Source organism: Tenacibaculum sp. MAR_2009_124 (assembly GCF_900105455.1).
Lineage (GTDB): Bacteria > Bacteroidota > Bacteroidia > Flavobacteriales > Flavobacteriaceae > Polaribacter.
In genome coordinates this window covers 918,109-939,009 of sequence record NZ_FNSF01000001.1, presented here as the reverse complement: position 1 = coordinate 939,009, position 20,901 = coordinate 918,109, and the positions used below count along the sequence as shown (strand labels likewise).

Sequence of the window (20,901 nt, the reverse complement as noted above, 5' to 3'; positions counted from 1 at the left end):
TTAGTTTATATATACTCCTTCCCTATTTATCAGATGAAACTCTTAGCACATTCTCTGAAGAGTATTTTGTATCAAGTTCTTCACGAATAACTGCGAGTTTAGGCTCAAGCTCTTGAGAGTTAATTCTACCATTAAGCAACTCTATTTCAAGATTTAAAATCGCCATCATCTCCTCTAGAGTTTTTAGATAATACTCAACTGTTTCATAACTTGATAACTTCCTCAGATTAATCAAACAATTGTAAATGGAGCCGTGTGAATATTCTGATATATTTCTTGAAACTAATTCATTCACTACAATACCTTCCAATAAATCTGGATATGGGATGGGATTATTCGTTTTCAAGTTTACAATAGACTCTTTTGTATAGTTTATAGTATCTTTTTCGAAAGACGACAAAGCCTCATTTAGATTTTCACTATACTCGAACGTATTATTCAAAATCCTTTTTGAAGTTTGTAATAGCTTAATCGTATCTTCTTTCTCTTTTTTTCTAACTTCTGAGTTTGTTAACCATATTGCCATTAATACTCCAAATAACGTTGCTACCAATGTTAAAATAAATGATACCCAATCACTTTGAGCAATTTTTGGTTTTTTTAGTTTAAACTTCATAAATACAAATTGAATTTATCGATATAGGAAGCGATATTTTTTGCTTTCTGTATTCAAATATAAGCCCTAACAAAGACAATAATCATAATAGTTTTTGAAATAATAAATAAAAATATATAGCGTAAAAAAAAAGTTGTTTTTTCTTATAATTTATAACAAAAACATCACATTTAGTTAAAATATTTTAAAAAACGTAAAGATAGTTTTGTAAAACAACCCCTTAACATTGATAAAAATGAAATTATTTTTTAATTTGAGTTTGTTACTTATGTTTATACAAACATTTGCGCAAACTCCTTTCCAAATCACAAAAATTGAAAGACCTTTTACTACAGAAAGAAAAGACTTTAAACAAAACAATTATGATTGGTCCAAAGCTCCTTTTTTACATGGAGTAGCTTCTGGAGACCCTTTATTTGATCGTGTTATTATATGGACACGAATTACCCAATCCAACCCTAACGATAACATTGAAGTTTACTGGGAAATTGCTTCTGATGTAGCTTTTAAGAACGTTGTAAACTCTGGCTACACAAATACCAATAGTGACCAGGACTACACTGTAAAAGTTGACGTCGATCAATTAAATGAAAACACTTCTTATTATTATCGATTTAAAGTAGATAATACTTATTCACTATCGGGAAAGACAAGAACTGCTCCAAGATCAAAAGAAGAAGTTGAGAATTTACGTTTTGCCATTGTTTCTTGTTCTAATTATCAAGCAGGTTATTTCAATGCCTATCAAAACATAGCCAATCGTTCGGACATCGACGCGGTTATACATCTAGGAGATTATATTTACGAATATAAAAAAGGAGGTTACGGCTACTCAAGCAGTAGACCCGATAGAGGTCATGAACCTAAACATGAAATTATAACTTTAGAAGATTATCGTGTACGCTATTCATATTATCGTTTAGATCCAAACTTACAAGATATTCATCAACAACATCCATTTATTACTGTTTGGGATGATCATGAATTCGCAAATGATGCCTATAAAGATGGAGCAGAAAATCACGATGACAGCGAGGGTAACTGGGATGAAAGAAAAAGAAATGCTAAAAAAGCATATTTCGAATGGTTACCAGTTCGCGAAAACAGCGAGGATAGCAAAAGAATCTATAGAAAAATATCTTATGGAAAATTACTTGACCTCTTTATGATTGATACTCGTATTGAAGGAAGAACCAAACAAATTGGTCTTGGTCGTGGCACTACATCAAAAGATTTCCTTGCCTTAGCGAACTCTAAAAAAGATAAGCTACAGTGGGCTACATACAATATGGTAGAAGATTCTTATAGAAATAACCTTAGTTATAATGAGAAAATTACCATGGCAAATTACATTGCTAAAGCTTTAAAAATTGAACTTGAAGGTAAGGCTAATAGCATGAGCAGATCTCAAGTTTTTTCAGATACAGAAATGAAAGAAATTGAATTTCTTATGAATAAAGCAGAAAAGAGCATTGAAAACAAACTAAGTATAAGACAAAATGAAAATCGTTCTTCTCGCTCTATTTTGGGTGATCAACAAAAAACTTGGTTAAAAAACGGTTTAAGTCAAAGTAATGCTACCTGGAAAGTTATAGGAAACCAAGTGATGATGGCGCCGTTTGGTTTAAAAATTAATAGATTTAGTAACTCTTGGTACTCGTTTTTAATACCAAGTTGGATGAAAAAATGGCATCAATTAAATAAAGATGATTGGAATTTTTACTTAGATGAGAAAAATGAAATGCTTGATTACATTAAAAACAACTCCAATAACGTAGCTGTATTAACCGGTGATATTCACATGATGTTTGCTTCTCAAATAGAAAGAAATGGAAACTGTGTCGTTCCTGAGTTTACCACTCCAAGTGTTACTTCTCCTAATTTAGATATGTTGCCCGACTGGGTTATCTGGTTATTAGAAAAGTTTACAAATACTACTGCTGATGCTGAACTTATTGAAGACAATTCACATATTAAAAGAGCGCATACCACAGCACATGGGTATTATATTTTAGATATTAGAAAAAATCAAATACAAGCTGATTGGTATTTTATAAATACAAAGGAACGTATTGACCCTAGTGCTTATTTTAAAGTTGGGTTTAAAAATGAATTGAACAAATGTGGACTTACGTCTTCTTCAAAAACAATCGGTGAAGATAGAGGTACTTACGTAATTGACAATTTATCAGCAAAAAATACTAAAACTGCCGAACAATTCTCTCTATTAGGAGTATATTCTGATGTTGAAGAGAAAAATGTTAATGTTCATTATGGATTTAATAAAACAGATAAGCTAACCGTTCAAATATTTGATATTCAAGGTCAGTTAGTAAAAACTGTTTTCCAAGATCGTTCTCATAAAGAAGGTCTATACAACTTGAAGTTATTCTTGAACGATTTAAAATCTGGATTTTATATGGTTCGAGCCACTAATGGGCAACAAAACTTTGGTAGAAAAGTAATTTTAAAATAAGAATACTTCCTAAAAAAACAAAAGCGAACTACCGATGTAGTTCGCTTTTTTGCATCTTATAATTACAATTAAGCCATAGCGCTAATAATATCATACTTAGTGATAATATGATATTTACCATTATTTAAATCCACTAAAACAGCTTGATTATCCTTATTAATCAGTTTAGAAACATTATCAATTGAAGTATCCTTTTTTACTACTGGATATTCCTTTCTCATAATTACCTTAATGGGCTTTTCAGCGATATTTTTGTCTTCTAAATAGCCATGTAATAAGGTAGATTCATCAACCGATCCAACAAAGCCATTACTATCTTTCACTGGAATTTGAGAAATTTTAAATTCTCTCATTCTTTCAATAGCATGACTTACTAATTCTTCCGTTTGAACCGTAACTAAAGGTTTGTCAATATGTGATTTCACTAAATCTTCTGCTGTGGTGATTTCTTCTTCCAAGAAACCTCTATCACGCATCCAATCATCATTAAACATTTTACCAACGTACCTACTTCCATGATCGTGAAATAAAACGACAACAACATCATCAGGTTTAAATTGTGACTTCAACTGTAACAGCCCTTTGATTGCTGCTCCTGCCGAATTTCCAACGAAAATTCCTTCTTCCTTTGCTATTTTTCGAGTGTAAATCGCAGCATCTTTGTCTGTAACTTTGGTAAACCCGTCAATTAAGCTAAAATCTACATTTTTTGGTAAAATATCTTCTCCAATACCTTCAGTGATGTAGGGATAAATTTCATTTTCATCAAAAATACCCGTTTCATGATATTTTTTAAATACGGAGCCATATGTATCTATTCCCCATATTTTTATATTCGGATTTTTCTCTTTTAAATACTTAGCGGTTCCCGATATAGTTCCACCTGTCCCTACTCCAACGACAAAGTGTGTAATTTTACCTTCTGTCTGTTCCCAAATTTCAGGAGCGGTTTGCTCATAGTGGGCAACAGCGTTTGAAGGATTGTCGTATTGATTCACATACCAAGAGTTTGGAGTTTCTTTTCCTAGTCTTTTTGACACAGAATAATACGACCTCGGGTCTTCTGGTTCTACATTGGTAGGACAAACAATTACCTCTGCTCCAACGGCTCTTAGAATATCCATTTTCTCTTTCGATTGCTTATCAGATATTACAAAAATACATTTGTACCCTTTTACAATCGCCGCTAAAGCCAATCCCATTCCTGTATTTCCTGAAGTTCCTTCAATAATTGTTCCTCCAGGTTTTAATCTACCATCGGCTTCAGCATCTTCAATCATTTTCAACGCCATACGGTCTTTTACAGAGTTACCCGGATTAAAGGTTTCGACCTTTGCCAACACCAAAGCATCAATATCTTTGGCCACAGAATTTAACTTGACCAAAGGTGTATTACCAATGGTTTCAAGTATATTTTTTGAATAATTCATTATAAGTTATCAGTTTACACTTACAAATTAACGAAAACTTATGACCAACTCAAGACTGATTTTTTGTATTTCTAACAAATGATGTTAAAATTTTCCTTTATTCACGATTTAATCCCTCAAGAATAAAAAAATAATTATGCAAAGACATTTTTGTTTTACGCGAACTTAATGGATTTAGAAGGTTTTATTTTGGTAATAATATAAGAAGGAATAATCAACATTAAAAAGCACAAGATTAAAGTACCAATATTAAGTAATATTATAGAAAGAGCTTCTAAAGAAACTGGTACTGTTGATACATAGTAGTTTTCAGGATCAAGCTTAATAAACTTGCCATATTTCTGAATTGCCAAAAGTGCAATTCCTATGATGTTCCCGTAAAGCAATCCTTTTAAAATTAAGTACGAAGCATTGTATAAAAATACTTTTCGAATACTCCAATTAGGGCTTCCAAGTGCTTTTAAAACCCCTACCATTTGCACCTGTTCTAAAATCAATACTAACAAAGCTGTTACCATATTAATCCCCGCAACCAAAATCATAATACCAATAATTACCCAAACATTATTATCTAAAATATTTAGCCAATTAAAAATTAAAGGATAATTTTCGGCAATAGTAGCACTATTTAATGTTACTGGAATTGAACTATAGATTTCATCCCCTTTTAACGCCAAATCATCAAAGTCATCAATTAAAACTTCAAAACCTCCAACTTCGTTTTCATTCCATTTATTTAAACGTTGAACTTCTCTAATATCACCAATAAGCATTGTTTTATCAAATTGCTCGAAACCTGTATTGTATATTCCAACTACTATGGGCTTTCGTTGGGCAAATTTATTTTTATGTTTTTCAGCACTAAAAACTATTTGTATAGTATCCTGTAATTTTAAATGTAAACGATCCGCAATAGACTGAGAAATTAAGATTTCTTTATTTCTATTGAGTGAAAAATTAGGTAATCTGCCTTCTTTTAAATATTCTTTAAAAAAAGTAAAATCATAATCGCTCGAAACTCCTTTAAAAACAATACCCTCAAAATCTTTTTCTGTTCTAATTACTCCAAACTTGTTAGCAAATACCTGAACATTTTTTATTCCTTCAACATTTTTAAACTCTGGGTAAAAAGGTTGTGCTTTTTCTATTGATGCCAAAGAAACTTCCGAATTATTGTTATCGTAATTCACAATTTGAACATGTCCTTTAAAACCAGACATTTTATCTCTTATTTTCTTTTGAAAACCCGAACCAATAGATACCGCAATTAACATAACTGTAATACCTAAAGTAATTGCAATGGTAGCAATTTTTATTATTGGTGACGATATACTATTTTTATACCCTTTGCCAGCAATTATTCTTTTGGCAATAAATAATTCGAAATTCAAAAGTTATGGTTTTAAAGTACTCCAAAAGTACATATTTATTATTGGTTTTTTCTATCTGTTTTAAACTTGTTTCTTGCGCTCAGCATTCAACAAAAAAAATTGAATCAGAGAAAAAAACACCTAAAACATTGAAAACTGGTGCCAACAGAACTGAATTGTATCTTGATTTACTTAAGAATAAGAACATAGCTGTAGTAGCCAATCAAACCTCTATAATTGAGAAATTACAACGAAAAGAGATTTCACCTAATGTTATGGGAGTTGAAAAAGTGAGTCAGCACTTAGTCGATTATTTACACTCTAACAAAAAAATAAAAGTGAAAAGAGTTTTTGCTCCTGAACATGGCTTTAGAGGAAAAGCGGATGCTGGTGAAACGGTAAAAGATGGTGTTGATACGAAAACAGGACTTTCGATTATATCATTGTATGGTAAAAATAAAAAGCCATATCCTGAACAAATTAAAGATATTGATGTTGTTGTTTTTGATATTCAAGATGTTGGTGTTCGGTTTTACACCTACATTTCTACATTACATTATGTCATGGAAGCTTGTGCAGAAGCCGATATTCCTGTGATACTGTTAGATCGACCAAATCCGAATGGACATTATATTGATGGTCCTGTACTTGACATGAAACATAAAAGCTTTGTTGGTATGCATCCCGTTCCTGTGGTATATGGAATGACCATTGGAGAGTATGGTAAAATGATTAATGGTGAAAATTGGTTGAATAATGGCCTTCAATGTAATTTAACAGTGATTCCTTTAGAGAATTACACGCATGATACAGCGTATAGTTTACCTATTAAACCTTCCCCTAATTTACCAAATGACAAGTCTATAAATTTATATCCGAGCTTATGCTTGTTTGAAGGAACCAATGTTTCTGTAGGAAGAGGTACTTCTGAACAGTTTCAAGTTATTGGTACTCCTTTTTATAATGTAGATAAATATTCCTATCAATTTACGCCCATTCCTAATGAAGGTGCTAAATATCCTAAACATAAAGATAATGTGTGTTACGGATACAATTTAAGAAGCGTTAGGAACTTAAACAAAATAAACCTTACATGGTTAATAGATTTTTATAATGGTCATAAGAGTCATTCAAAGGAAAAGGAATTCTTTAATACATTCTTTGTTAAACTTGCGGGGACCGAAAGATTAAAAGAACAAATTAAACAAGGTTTAACATCCGATGAAATAAGAAGTTCATGGGAACAAAAGATCAAAGAATTCCAGTTAAAAAGGGGAAAGTATTTACTCTATAAATAATTTTTTTATAGGATTGGTTTCATTATTTCTACATGAATTGTTAGTTCAAATATGGTTCTTTGTAGAAATGTTAAAGCTTCTTTTTATTTATGATAGTCAGAAAAACTAGTGAGCATGGTTTTCTAAAACTTAATGATAACAATTCACTTTAGAATTAAAAAAATCAGGTTAACTGAATACAATATAACGAGCGCATTTTTTAATTAAAAAGCCGAAGAATGGTCTTCGGCTTTTTCTCTACAAACCAAATATTAAAACATTACTGAATGGTATAAACCGCTTTAGATACTTCAGATACATTAAAATATCCATGACAGTAATTATCCTTATTCGTAACATTCATAATATTACCTTTTAATTTAACGGGAATTGCTTGAAACGGATTTCCTCCTTGTCCCGAATAATACTGGTTAATTAAAATATTCATATAAATATAATATTGTCTAGAAATTCCTTGATGAACAATAGAAACCACATCATCTTTTGTTAACTCTTCATTTTCACTTGTATCATCATCGTCCATTTTCTCCCAAGTTTCTTTAATTAAATTTCCATTTATAAACTCATCTTTTGTTAAATCATAAACAGAAAATAAATCTCTTTGAGTTTTAAACCCCGTTAAATAATAATTCTCTTCGTCAGGTGCATCTTGATAGAAAAATTTAACTTCAAGAACTTCAGAATCGTTCCCTTCAGAACGTGACTGAGAGATATCTTGAATTTCAGGTACTGTCATCAATCTTTCCGTTCCTTCATATACTTCCTCTTTGTATACAATTCTAATCAAGTAATCATGATTTGCATTTGGCTCAAAATCAGATGTTTTGTACGAACCGTTTTCATCATGAGTTAAATTGTAAGTTCGATTAAGAGTTGCATTAATTATGCTTACAGTAGCATCTGTTACAGGTTTTTTTTCATTGACATTGTAATAAGGTGTTGTAAGACTTAACTTTACTTCCTGTTCATTTCCTTCCGTGCCTTTTTCCCATAATATATTTGCTTCGACTACTAATCTTTCCTCTCCTTCAAGAACCTCTAAATCAATTACTTCGGTACATGCAGTTATTATGAAAATGACGGCCGAAAGCCATAAAAACTTCTTATTTATATATTTCATTTGTTTCTTTTTATTAGTGTTTAACTCAATAGATATAATTCGCCTTGTCTTTTTGGTATTCAAGTACAAGGAAATTAAGACTTCACTATCGTTCTGCTATTAAAATTTAAAATTGTAAGACAAAGAAGGCACAATACCAAAAATTGATGTTTGAGTAGCTTCATTATTACCTGTTGAGCTATTTTGACCAAAACTAATGTCTTGTGCATTATTACGATTATAAAGGTTATAAATACCAAATTTCCATTCACCTCTCCATCTCTTATTCGGATCTATCCTTGGAGTATAGGTTGCTGAAACATCCAGTCGATGATAATCAGGAAGACGGCTACCATTTCTATCTCCATAAGTAGCTATTGATAAATCTAAATAATTGTATTGACCATTTGGTACAGTTAATGGACGTCCAGTTTGATACACTAAATTTCCTCCAAAAGTCCATTTTTCATTGAGTTTGTAAGTTCCTGTTAATGAGAAATCATGCGGACGATCAAAATTCACATTATACCATTCACCTCCATTAATTCCAGGCCCTCCAGCAGCTCCTCCGAGAGTTTGTTGCTCAGACTTTGAAAGTGTGTATGCTAGCCAACCTTGAAAACTACCCGTATTTTTTCTTACTAAAAACTCAACTCCGTATGATCTCATATGACCATTTAGTATTTCTGTTTCTATGTTATTATTTCCTATTAAATCTGATCCGTCTATATAATCAATTCGATTATCAATCGTTTTGTAATACGTTTCTACTTCTATCGAATAGTTATTATCTAAAAAGTTTCTAAAGTACCCTAAAGCATATTGATTAGACTTTTGAGGTTTTATAAAATTACCACTTGGTGCCCAAATATCAACTGGATTTATTGTTGTTGTGTTTGATAATAAGTGTAAGTACTGTGCAGTTCTAGCATAGCTTGCTTTTATTGAAGAACTTTCATTTAATTCATAAGATAAAGCTAATCTAGGTTCAAAGTTGTAATATGATTCCATAGAAGAGGTTTCCCCTACTACTTCACCTCTTTGGTATTTTTCAAGAAACTCATTATAAACAACAGCTAAACCATCTTTATACACATTTAAATCTTCTGTATGAAATCTATGGAAGCTAGAAAAACGTATTCCATACGAAACTCTAAACTTATCTGTTATTGTTTGATTGACATCAACATACATTGCATTTTCAAGAGCTCTCTTTCTATCTAATTTCAACGGATTAATAGGTGAAGTATCAGTAGATGGTTTTATTTCTCCTGGATTAAAACCATGAAGCGTACTATTAAATCCAAAGTTTAATTTAAATTTCTCAGAAAGATAATATTTAAAATCATAGCGAACATTGGCATTTTCGATATTTGCTTTCCAATCTAAGTCAATTCCGTTAAGAAGTATGCGATAATCATAATTACTATAGATAAAGGATAAATTTGAAAACAGTTTGTCGTTAAAAACATGATTCCATCTTAAACTAGCAATTGAATTTCCATAGTCTGTTGCCACAAAGTTGGTATTAAAATAATCTCTTCCTAAATAAGCCGAGAAGTACAATCGGTTGTTCTCATTTAATTCATAATTGGTCTTAAAGTTTACATCATAAAAAGATGCCTTATTATCACCCGGAATAAATAAATGAGCATAAGATCCACGGCCCGCAAGTAATATTGAACCTTTTTTGTTAAACATTGGCGTTTCCAAAGTCAACTTACTTGATACCACACCAATTCCTCCATTTATGGTGAATCGTTTGCTATTACCATCTTTTTGACGAACATCAAGTACTGACGAAACTCTTCCTCCAAATTCAGCCGGAATACTTCCTTTATACAATTTTACGTCTTTGATAGCATCTGAGTTAAAAATAGACACGAAACCAAGTAAATGTGCCGTATTATAAATAGTTGCTTCGTCCAACAAAACTAAATTTTGATCGGCAGCTCCTCCTCTAACATTAAAACCACTTGATCCTTCTCCTCCATTGGTAACTCCTGGTAGGCTTTGGATAGATTTTAAAATATCAGGTTCACCCAATACAACAGGTATGTTCTCAATATCTTTAATTTGAAGTTTTGATACTCCCATTTGAGGTGAACGAATATTAGCTTTTTTTGATTTACCCGCATCAATAACCACCTCAGATAATTGAGTAGACTCAGCCTCCACTTCAAAATTTAAAGTAACATTTGCGTCACCATTAATTTCTTTATAAATGGTTTTGTAACCAACAAAACTCACCATAATAGTACTTTTTCCTTTTGGAAGGGTAATCGAATAAAATCCATATTCATTCGTCATACTTCCAATTGTTGTCCCTTCAACGTAAATACTAGCTCCAAAAATATTCTCTCCATTTTGTTTGTCCTTAACAGTTCCCCTTACTGTTATGTTTTGCGCAGCAACAAACACTGGAATTAACAATAAACATATTGCAAAAAAATTCTTCATTAAGTTTACTTTTAAATTTAATTTCTGGGACAAAATTGTGATATAAAAAGGTAAAAATCGACCCAACCTATCGGCTAGTATTCAAAAAAGGTTCGAACTTATCCGTTCGAACCTCTTTTTAACCGTTTAAAATCAAATAGTTACGAATTAATATAATCCTTTGGAGTTTTACCAGTAATTAACTTAAAATGTTTGTTAAATGTAGATTTAGATTTAAACCCACAGTTTAAGGCAATTGCTAGAATAGTAAGGTTTTTGTTTTCTGGAGCCTTATGAATTTGTAAAAACTCATTTACACGTAAAGTGTTTATATAATTGTAAAAATTTTTATTTTCTCTTTCATTGATAACTTGCGACAAATGGTTTGATTTTACCTCTAATTTTTTTGCTAATTCTGTTAAGGTTAATTCATTATTTAGAAAAAGCTTTTCCATTTGCATTTTTGACCTCAGTAATTTGTATATACCATTTGACATTTGAGTTGTTAATCCCGACTTTACATATTGCCTTTTTACATTACTAATGGTAATTTCACTAACACTTGCATCAACTATATTATCGGAAGTATTCTGTGAAGAAATATTTAATTCTTCTTTATTTATAGGTTGCGAAGAGAAAATAGACGTTTGATTGATTCCAAAAAAACCAATAAATAGAACAAATAACACCACTAAAGAAAAAATAATAGCCGGATTATCCGTTATAAATACAGACAACCATATAATTAACAAGCCTATTGTTAAGTTTTTTAACCAGATTAATTCTTTATTATCCGTATTTGAAAATCTATGAAGTATATTTTTTTTATGCTCTTCTATTAAAAACAAGGTTGTTACGCAATAAGCAAAACCCGATATTATTACAAAAATTGTACTTAAATAATCATACCAATCGTAATCATGATTTGTACGCCTAATGACAATATCAATCTTGGTTTCATCATCTAGCATAAAAAATGGTATTGATGTAATTAACAGAATAAAAGTAGGTATTAAGTGTACAAGTGTTTTTTTTATTGATAAACCATTTCCTGTAATACTTCTAGCATAAAAATACAAAAAGACACTTTGGAGTATCGGAAAAACAAAATCAACACCTATTAAATAAGGCATTTCTACCATTAATTCACTATCTCTTAAATAGAAAAAAAATAAATGGACAGCCATTAAACATAGCCAATATCCAAGTATTCTATCTGAATTTGTTTTATTTCTTTTTAAAATGAGCAAGATTACTAAGAAAATAGCAATAAATATTCCGAATTTAAAAAACATAGGGGGTTTTCTTAAAAGTAATACGATTTTTGAATATCTAATTTTGTCTCAATTGAATGTTCTCTAATTCAATGTCAGAAACTTTTAACAAACTACCTTCTTCATATAATTTATCTATTGCATAGAAATCTATATCAATACTTTTTGGTTTAAGATTTTGATAATCCAAGAATCTCGTTCCGTTCACACCATGTTCTTTTTTCATATCTCTAAAACGAATTCCTCCGCCGCTTGTATGATATTTGTAAGCAATGTATTCTAATAGAAGTGTTTCCTTATTGAACCAATATAGAAAAACATCATCAAAGTCGTCTCCTCCTCCCACTTTATTAAAGGTAACTTCAATTTTGTAATAGTCAATTCCTTTGATTGAAGTACTACCTAATAGTTTTTTTATAACTGCTTTATCATTCAAGCCGTAGGGTAATACTGAAAAATAATGAACTGAATTTACAGAATTACTCAATTGATTAACTCGTTTTTCAGTTAACTCAACTTCTTCTCCGTTTATAAATCTTCTGAATCCTTTATTTGATAGAACATCCTTCGTTACGGTGCTATCTGATTTTGCAATCCTAGTATAGTTATAATCTCCATTATTTCTATGAGCACTGTAGCTGTTATTTCTGAACTTAAATGTTAATTCAGAATTATCTAAAACATTCAGACCTGAATTTTTAATAGACGCATCAACAATTTCTTGAGCTGTGTATTCAGGTTTACATGCAAGAAACGCTAGAAAAACGAAGAGATATTTAAAATATTGCATAATTATTTGTTTGATATAGTCAATGAACTCGTTTAAACGAGTTCAATATATAAAAACAAAATTACGAGAAAGTATTGCCTTATGTATGATAAAATTCTGTTAATAAAAAAGCTGCTTTATAAGCAGCTTCTATTCATCGGTTAAGGTTTCCATAAAGGAAACAAGTTCTTTTATTTCCTGATCGGTTAACTCTAAATTATCAAATGGTAGCGTTTGATTAGGTAAATCAAAACCTAAACCAACACCACCTCCTTTACTATAAAAATCGACCACCTCTTCCAGTGTTTTAAAAACACCGTTATGCATGTAAGGTGAAGTTTTACCAATATTTCTAATCGTTGGTGTTTTAAAGAAATGTTTTCGTGCTTCTGTTTTAAATACATCATATCGTCCTAAATCTTCACTCAGACCATTTTGTGCTAGATTCGGTGTTCCAATAGCTTCCATTTCGGTATCTAAGTAATTTGGTGGGACGGTACCATTAAATACTGGAGCAAAATGACACGTTGCACAGAGTGCTTTTCCCATGAAAAGATTAAATCCTTTTTTCTCATTTTGCGTTAATGTATTTTCTTCTCCTCTTATGTTCTTATCAAATTTTGAACTAAACGCATTTAAACTTTTAATATACGAAGCTATTGCATGTCTAATATTATAAGAAACTCTTTTGTTACCGTATAACGTTTCCAAACTCTTTTTATAATCATTATTCTGAAACACTCTAGCTATAACTGAATCCATAGAAGTATTAAACTCATTATGATTTTTTACCACACCAACCACTTGACCTTCCAAACTTCCAGCTCTTGAATCCATAAAAAAACCTTTTTGATAGGCCGAATAGGTTAATGTTGGCGTATTACGTGTTTGGTTTTTATCAAATACTCTCTTTCCGTCGGTAAATGCCAAATCTTTAATATGACAGCTAGCACAGGACATATTATAATTTTTTGATAACGAAACATCATTAAACAATGCCTTTCCAAGAGCCTCCTTCTCTATTATTTTAACCGTATCATTCTGCTTGTCTGAGAAATAGCCTTTATTTAAGGTAGATTCCGAAAATAGTGTGTGCATATTATTACTCAATCCTAATTCAAACGGAAATTGAACCTTCCAATCTTCTTGAACTTCTAATAATAACTTCAATTGAGGGTCTGTATGATTCTGGATAAAATCGAAGCGATCAAACGCATTAAAATCGGTTTTCAAAGCGAACTGAGCCATCTCAAAGCTTTTAATAACCTTAGCGTACATATCTTTTGAAGAAAATTTACTCCTATTCAATTTTACAATCTCCTTTAAGGTTTCGTATGTATAACTCGATTCTAACAATGATTGATTCAAAACAGGAGAATCGAAACCTGTAATTCCAGTCGTTGCAATACGAGTTATCTGCTCTCTCAATAACCAAATAATATGATACTCTTTTAATTGAAGATGTAAATTATTCTTTATTAACTTTAAACGAGCACTTGTAACATTTACCAAATTCTTTAAAGCTAATGTATCTAAGGTATCTTCGTAAAGTGTCTCTTCAATTACTTGAAATCCAATCGGATTCATTACCTTTAAATCTAAACTTTCTTCCCCTTTTACAATAAGAATATTCGGTGCGTTTAACGATTTATAATTATTCTTATCTGTATGTGCTAAAACAGGTTCTAAAAGCTTAAAGTTCTTGCGAGCTTTAGCATAAAAGTCTCTTTTTTTCTCAATTTCCATAGTCGCATTTAAACTATCCAAATAGCTCGCTGAAGCTTCTAGTTGTTTCTCATAAACTATAGAAATCTCTTTTTCAAAAGTATCGACCACGTCGTACTTTTTATCTTTCTGACCACATCCTATGGCTAAAAGCGAAAGACATACAAAAATGTATGTCTTCGCCTTATAATATATATACCTCATAAATACTATCTATCTAGTCCTGTAATTATATGTAAAACAGAACCTTCTTTTCTACTATTAGCAACATCTGCATTTGCATTCGGATCAGTAAATGCAGTTCCATCAGCTGGATCCCATCCATGATTTTGAGTAATAACCATAAACGTATTTTTACCGTCGTTAACAACATCGGTTACATCAATCATACCAGTAATTTCCCATGCTTTCGTAGTATTCCCGTATCCTTTAGAAGCTGCATCTTCTTGATTACACTCTAATACAACTTTAAGATCACCTGTGTTTAAATTATACTGATATAAACGAGCCCAATGCGTTTTATCGGCTGTATCAAAGTATCCGTTTGGATCTTCTTGAACGTACGCATAGTTTTCAGTTATCAAAATATTATCAGGACTATGAAAATCTTTTGCAATACCATCCAATTTATCTCCATCTAATAAACACGTAATCTTTGCTGCTCCTGTTGGATCGTTTTCATTTAAAACTACTTTATAAATACGTCCATAAAGAGTTCCTTTCCCTACAAGTCCAGGTTTGTTTCTTCCCGTCACGGCCATATATAACTCTCTATTATTTGCTGCTGATCCTCTTCTCCAATCAATATCTTCTAATCTTGAGAATCCCATTACACCTTTGGTTTTACATTCCGTATCTAAGGCAGTAATTTCTTTTTCTGTTAACTCTACAAACTCAGCATCATATGTAGTACCTTCAGTCATGTCCATTTCATAATTAATACCAGCCGAAGTAACTTTTAAACCATATAGTTTACCTCCTTCTAAATCACCTCTATCACCAACATACATCCCTAATTGTCCTGAAGGCACGCTGTTATTACTGTTATCATCACCAATAAAAACCACTGTTTTATCTGCATATGCATCTTTTCCTAGTGCCACAGCATTTTCTGTTGACCATTGTCCTAATGAAGTTAACATTCTTGCTGTACCAGCCTCTGAAGCATTTTTATTCGTTTCAGTAGCGAAAACACCTTTAGAAGATCCTCCCCATTCACCTCCTGATAAATACAAAGGTCCAAATCCATGTTCTTCAGGAGTAATTAATGATCCTGAGCATTGTGCTGTATTTGCAGTGGCTGCAGCATTTAAAATGTATTCACCAGATACAGGTCTTAATTTATCATTCAATTTAATTCTGGCTATTGAGTAATCGGCCTCAATATTATTAATAAATGTAAAAGTTCCATCAGCTTCAGCTAATAAACCAGCTCCATCAGCCATTGATCCATATACAAAATCAGGCGTATTCGGAATTACATCTTCTGATGATAAAATTGGTTTTATTTTTAAATGAGAAAATTCACCAGTCACCTTTAAGAAATTTGGTGTTTTTGATGCTGTTAAATACAAAGAAGCATCCGATCCGTTAGATCCATCGGTTCCGTTAGAACCATCCGTTCCATCTACCCCGTCTTTTCCGTTAATTCCATCTTGACATCCAATAAATGTCGATACTACTAATGATAATGACAACAAGCTTAGCTTGCTTACGTTAATTTTTTTCATTGTGTTGTTTTTGTTATTCTTTACGACGCAAATCAACGCTAATGAAATTATCTTAGTCTTACGAGAAGATTAAATTCACTTAAGTTAAAAGTTAACTAGTTTATTAAATTATAAATAACTAGAACCAATCTAAATAAAGTTTCGAATACTACTCCTATCATTGTTATATTTTTTATTTGTTATCTAATACCTATTCATATAAAAGAAAAAAAACGTCGAGTTGACGTTTTTTTTACCCCTTCATTCATAGGCAATAAAAATTTGTTTAAAGAATCGTTTGTAATACACTGCAGTTAAAATAACTCGCAACAAATAATAAACAATGAGGACGTTTCCGATTCTTAAAACACTTTTTCATAATAATTTTCCCCGACGGCTCCTTGTATTATACTTTCATTGTTTAGCCAATATTATATGTACCGTTTTTGTACAGGGCAAAGATATTGGGCTTATTTTTAAAAGTGGTAAGTCAATGACTTACTTTTAGTAAGTCAATGACTTACTTTTAGTAAGTCAATGACTTACTTTTTACCCCAAAATGTTAATTTTTACCGATATTTAGAAAAATGTTCGTTTATATTTAACAAAAACAATATCTTCGCCAAATAATGACAAAAATGAAATCACATATCACTTATAATGACCAAAGAAGTATTTGGCCATTTTGTACTTTAGAAGGAGTTCTGGAGTATAAGAAGCGACGTAATGTGTATAATTATAATAGGTGAAAAGACTAAAAATTTAAATACAACAAGCGTCCATAATAATTTGGACGCTTTTTTTTTGATATTTTTTTAATTAAATGATGAAAATTTAAAAACATACGAAATAATTGAGTTTAAGAAATAAACTACTGACTTCAAACAAGTTGCAACTCAACTAATATCTAGAGAGAATCTGGACAGGTATCCGCTATCTTCAAAACAACCGCAAACAATTGAAAAACAAATACTTAGCTCGATTTAAAATTTGGTAGATTGAAAAAAAGTATTCATCTTTGCCCCATCAAATAAAATCAAATAAATAATAATTAAAAACTAAAAACATGCATTTACGAGGAAAATTTGGAAGTAAGTTTGTAATAACAATGATCTCGGAGAACACGTTAAAAAAGGATGCTTTTTGGAAACCATTACGTATGAGGCGGTAAACTGCTCATAGTATATTGATATTTCCCAAGGCATCTTCATAAAGATGCCTTTTTTATTGAATTAAAATCAGGTTTTAGCGCTAAACAAGCAACAATATATAGTTTAAATGTTAAAATCGGTGGAAAATTTGTAAATATCGTAATTTATCAGTATATTAGAGTATATGAAAAAATTAGAATACTATGAAAAGTTTAAAATTGCACTTACTAAATGAAAAAGGACGTTTACTCATCCATAAGGAACGCTTACTAAAATTACGTACACCGTAATCTATTAACCCACTATTTTAGGGTTAAGATCAACTAGCGTTCAACCAAAATTTCAAACGCTTCCTAAATTTATGACAATGTAGAATTTCCTGAAGTCTGTTGAACTCAATAGGCCTTAGTAGTAAAATTGTCTTCAATGTTGTTGGGCGAAACCTGCCCGTAAAATTCTACTAACACACCCATTGCTATGGGGTGTATGCCTATATCGCTAATTCAAATTTGGCGAATAAAATTGATCGAAAATCATTCGATGTTCTGATGCTGCTTATACGCGGCCAGGAAAACTATTGTCAACTATTTAAAATTATTAAGTTATGAAAACTCTAAAAACTATTTTTGTTATGTTATTTTTAATCGTGTTTACAACCTCTTGTACTGATCTTACTGAAGATCTTAAATTACACGATAAACTAAAAAAAGAGAACGTTAACTCTAAACTTCCAAATACCATGCCAATGGATACTGGTGATGGTGATGGTGATGGTGATACAGATAGAGGTTAACAACATCAATAGATTCACTAAAAGTCTTTGGTCAATCCAAAGACTTTTTTTTTATTTGTAAATCATGGATAGATTTCTTCTTACTTTATACTTGTTTTGTGTTTTTATTTGTCAAATATATTGTCAAACCCCTCTACAAAAAGTTAACCAACATATTGAGCAAGCTAAAGACATTAAGAAAAAAATTGATTTTCGAAAACATGAACTTAATAAGGCATGTTTATACCTAAACACAATTAAAAAAGACTCTATTAAAGCGGATCGGCTTATCGAAATTGCCTATAGATATTACCAACTCAAAGATTCTATTCAATTCTTAGAGGTAAATAAAAAAGCAGAAGTTCTAACCAATAAATTACAAAGTGATTATTTATATGGTTACTTACATTGGAATTATTCTTCTTATTATAAAAAACAATCCAACTTTCTTGAAGCCTATATTCATTTCAATAAGGCTTATATACATTTCGAAAAAATTAATAAAACACGAAATGCAGGCATAATGCTTTACGGTATGGCTCAAATTAAAGGTTATTATAAAGATTTTGCCGGAAGTGAGCTTTTAAATATCAGAGCTACTAAAATTTTTAAAAAGCTTAACGACAATTTGAACTTATACAAGTTACATAATCATCTTGGGATCCTTCAACGGGATATTAAGGAATACGATAAAGCTATCGTCTGTTACAATAAGGCAATAGAATATTACCAAAATATTCCAAAAAATATCAAAAAAGAAAGTTACATTGAGATTTACAATAATATCGCAAATGCATACTTTGAAAAAAAAGAATTTCAAAAAGCTCTTATTTTCTATAACCAAGAACTAAAAAACAAAAACTTAAGAAAAGATCAATTTGCTAGAATTATTCATAATCGTGCATACTGTAAGCTTAAGATGCTGGATACAATCGGGATTTTTAAAGATTTCGAAAAAGCACTTAGAATTCGAGAAACGTTGAATAATAAAGCAGGCATTGTATACAGTAAAAAACATCTTTCAGACTTCTATTTATTTAAAAAAGACTCTTTAAAAGCCTTTCGACTGGCTGAAGAAGCCAATTCTCTAGCCAAAGAAATTAAAAATGGTGTAGATTATCTCACTACTTTAAAACAACTAGCTAACCTAGATCCGCAAAACTCTAAAAAGTATTTAGATCGCTATATTGAATTTAATGACAGCTTGGTAAGTGCCGAGCGTCGTATGCGTAATAAATTTACTCGTATTGAGTTTGAAACCGATGAATATATTGAAGAAACCGAGCGTTTAACGCAGCAACGTATTTGGATACTTGTTTCTAGTATTGGTGGCTTACTTATTTTGAGTTTATTATACTTTTTACGTGTACAAAAAGTAAACAACGAAAAACTTCGTATTGAGGCTGAACACCAAAAAGCCAATGAAGAAGTGTATGTATTGACCTTACAACAACAAGCCAGAGTTGAAGAAGAGCGTATTAAAGAACGTAATCGAATTTCAGAAGAGTTACATGATGGTATTTTAGGGAAATTATTCGGTACCCGCTTTGGCTTAGGTTTTTTACCTTTAGAAGGCAATGACGAAACGTTGGAAAAGCATCAAAGTTTATTAGATGAATTGCAAGATATTGAGAAAGAAATTAGAGATGTTTCTCACAAACTGAGTGACAATTTCAATAATACAGATATTAATTTTACGTCTATTATTAAACAATTATTAGAAGATAAAAGTATTATTGGTACATTTACCCACAGTATTCATTTTTCTCAGGCTATTTCATGGAAGCAAATAGATGAAGTGACCAAAGCTAATATATACAGAATCATACAAGAAGCTTTACAGAATATAATTAAACATGCAAAAGCTACCCATGTAAGTCTGCATTTTGAAATCAAAAATGACCAACTTGTTCTTAAAATTAAAGATGATGGAGTTGGTTTTGATACTAAAAAAGGCAAAAGAGGAATTGGAATAAAAAATATAAAATCTAGAATTGAAAAATTAAAAGGAAGCATTAAAATAAAGTCAGAAATTAACGTAGGTACCACCCTACAAATTAACACCCCCTGCATCAAAAAAGATGGACAATAGACAATTAACTGCTTTAATTATTGATGATCATCCGTTAATCTCAGAAGCCTATAAAAGCGCCTTCAAATTTTTAGAAAGTCAAAACAACCCCTATTCATTTGACATTCATGTAAAGCATAACTGCGATGATGCTCAACAAATCATTCATCATTATGCTGAAACAAAACAAAATATTGATATTATTTTTCTCGACATGAGGCTCCCTCCTTCTAGTGATGGAAAAATATTATCAGGTGAAGATTTAGGACTTAAAATTAATCAAGTTTTACCTGAATCAAAAATTATTGTTTCTACAACCTTTAACGATAACTACCGAGTTCATAATATTATCAGAAGAATTAATCCAGATGGATTCTTGGTAAAAAACGACATCACTCCGAAAGAACTTGTTACTGCCATTGAAGAAGTATTAACAACACCTCCTTATTACAGTAAAACGGTTATGAAAATGATTCGCACCCAAGTATCTAACGAATATATTTTAGATGATATTGATAGAAAAATATTATATGAACTTTCAATCGGTAACCGAATGAAAAAATTACCTGAAGTTATTCCCTTGTCCTTTGCTGGAATTCAAAAAAGAAAGCGACACTTGGCTAAAATATTTGAAGTAGATAGTAACGACGATCGTGAATTAATTTTAGTTGCAAGAGATAAAGGATTCTTATAAAACAAAAA

General features: G+C 31.1%; 14 protein-coding genes. 5 read left to right on the top strand and 9 right to left on the bottom strand.

What is annotated here, in order from left to right; all coding sequences use genetic code 11:
• Positions 1 to 22: 22 nt before the first annotated feature.
• Positions 23 to 616: a hypothetical protein gene (locus BLW23_RS03275; protein ID WP_093667802.1), complete on the bottom strand. Its 594-nt coding sequence runs from the start codon at positions 614 to 616 to the stop codon at positions 23 to 25.
• A 235-nt stretch (positions 617 to 851) separates the two neighbouring features.
• On the opposite strand from BLW23_RS03275, the gene BLW23_RS03270 reads away from it, so the two are divergent.
• Entirely contained in the window at positions 852 to 3,092 is a 2,241-nt protein-coding gene (locus tag BLW23_RS03270) for an alkaline phosphatase D family protein (RefSeq protein WP_093667801.1), read from the top strand.
• 68 nt (positions 3,093 to 3,160) lie between these two features.
• Here the strand turns inward: BLW23_RS03270 and BLW23_RS03265 are convergent, their stop codons facing one another.
• Positions 3,161 to 4,522 (bottom strand): pyridoxal-phosphate dependent enzyme, encoded by a 1,362-nt coding sequence (locus BLW23_RS03265; RefSeq protein ID WP_093667800.1) that lies wholly within the window; start codon positions 4,520 to 4,522, stop codon positions 3,161 to 3,163.
• Between the two features lie 155 nt (positions 4,523 to 4,677).
• A complete protein-coding gene (locus BLW23_RS03260; protein ID WP_093667799.1) occupies positions 4,678 to 5,913 on the bottom strand; it encodes an ABC transporter permease in 1,236 nt (411 codons plus the stop codon).
• Positions 5,914 to 5,918: 5 nt separating this feature from the next.
• On the opposite strand from BLW23_RS03260, the gene BLW23_RS03255 reads away from it, so the two are divergent.
• Positions 5,919 to 7,190, top strand: a complete 1,272-nt coding sequence (locus BLW23_RS03255; RefSeq protein ID WP_093667798.1) for an exo-beta-N-acetylmuramidase NamZ family protein — start codon at positions 5,919 to 5,921, stop codon at positions 7,188 to 7,190.
• 259 nt (positions 7,191 to 7,449) lie between these two features.
• On the opposite strand, the gene BLW23_RS03250 is transcribed toward BLW23_RS03255, so the two are convergent.
• The 6 genes from BLW23_RS03250 to BLW23_RS03225 all read right to left on the bottom strand — a co-directional run bounded on the left by BLW23_RS03250 (position 7,450) and on the right by BLW23_RS03225 (position 16,226).
• Positions 7,450 to 8,310, bottom strand: coding sequence for a DUF4249 domain-containing protein (locus BLW23_RS03250; protein ID WP_143032097.1), 861 nt, complete (start codon positions 8,308 to 8,310; stop codon positions 7,450 to 7,452).
• Positions 8,311 to 8,409: 99 nt separating this feature from the next.
• Complete coding sequence (locus BLW23_RS03245; RefSeq protein WP_093667796.1) at positions 8,410 to 10,749, bottom strand: TonB-dependent receptor; 2,340 nt, start codon at positions 10,747 to 10,749, stop codon at positions 8,410 to 8,412.
• A 140-nt stretch (positions 10,750 to 10,889) separates the two neighbouring features.
• Positions 10,890 to 12,023, bottom strand: a complete 1,134-nt coding sequence (locus BLW23_RS03240; RefSeq protein ID WP_093667795.1) for a helix-turn-helix domain-containing protein — start codon at positions 12,021 to 12,023, stop codon at positions 10,890 to 10,892.
• A 37-nt stretch (positions 12,024 to 12,060) separates the two neighbouring features.
• The gene (locus tag BLW23_RS03235) at positions 12,061 to 12,792 is read right to left on the bottom strand and encodes a DUF6503 family protein (RefSeq protein WP_093667794.1); all 732 of its coding nucleotides are present in this window, start codon (positions 12,790 to 12,792) and stop codon (positions 12,061 to 12,063) included.
• A gap of 129 nt (positions 12,793 to 12,921) precedes the next feature.
• Positions 12,922 to 14,700, bottom strand: a complete 1,779-nt coding sequence (locus BLW23_RS03230) for a cytochrome-c peroxidase (RefSeq protein WP_093667793.1) — start codon at positions 14,698 to 14,700, stop codon at positions 12,922 to 12,924.
• 5 nt (positions 14,701 to 14,705) lie between these two features.
• Positions 14,706 to 16,226, bottom strand: coding sequence for a PhoX family protein (locus tag BLW23_RS03225; RefSeq protein ID WP_093667792.1), 1,521 nt, complete (start codon positions 16,224 to 16,226; stop codon positions 14,706 to 14,708).
• Positions 16,227 to 17,960: 1,734 nt separating this feature from the next.
• Here BLW23_RS03225 and BLW23_RS03220 point away from each other — a divergent pair.
• The 3 genes from BLW23_RS03220 (at position 17,961) to BLW23_RS03210 (ending at position 20,893) form a co-directional block, all read left to right on the top strand.
• Positions 17,961 to 18,149, top strand: coding sequence for a hypothetical protein (locus tag BLW23_RS03220; protein WP_093667791.1), 189 nt, complete (start codon positions 17,961 to 17,963; stop codon positions 18,147 to 18,149).
• A 64-nt stretch (positions 18,150 to 18,213) separates the two neighbouring features.
• Positions 18,214 to 20,220 carry a tetratricopeptide repeat-containing sensor histidine kinase gene (locus BLW23_RS03215; protein WP_093667790.1) on the top strand — a complete coding sequence of 669 codons (2,007 nt, stop codon included), beginning with the start codon at positions 18,214 to 18,216 and terminating at the stop codon, positions 20,218 to 20,220.
• On the top strand, positions 20,210 to 20,893 hold the full coding sequence (locus BLW23_RS03210; protein WP_093667789.1) for a response regulator: 684 nt from the start codon (positions 20,210 to 20,212) through the stop codon (positions 20,891 to 20,893). The genes BLW23_RS03215 and BLW23_RS03210 overlap by 11 nt, the downstream gene beginning before the upstream one ends.
• Positions 20,894 to 20,901: the final 8 nt, after the last annotated feature.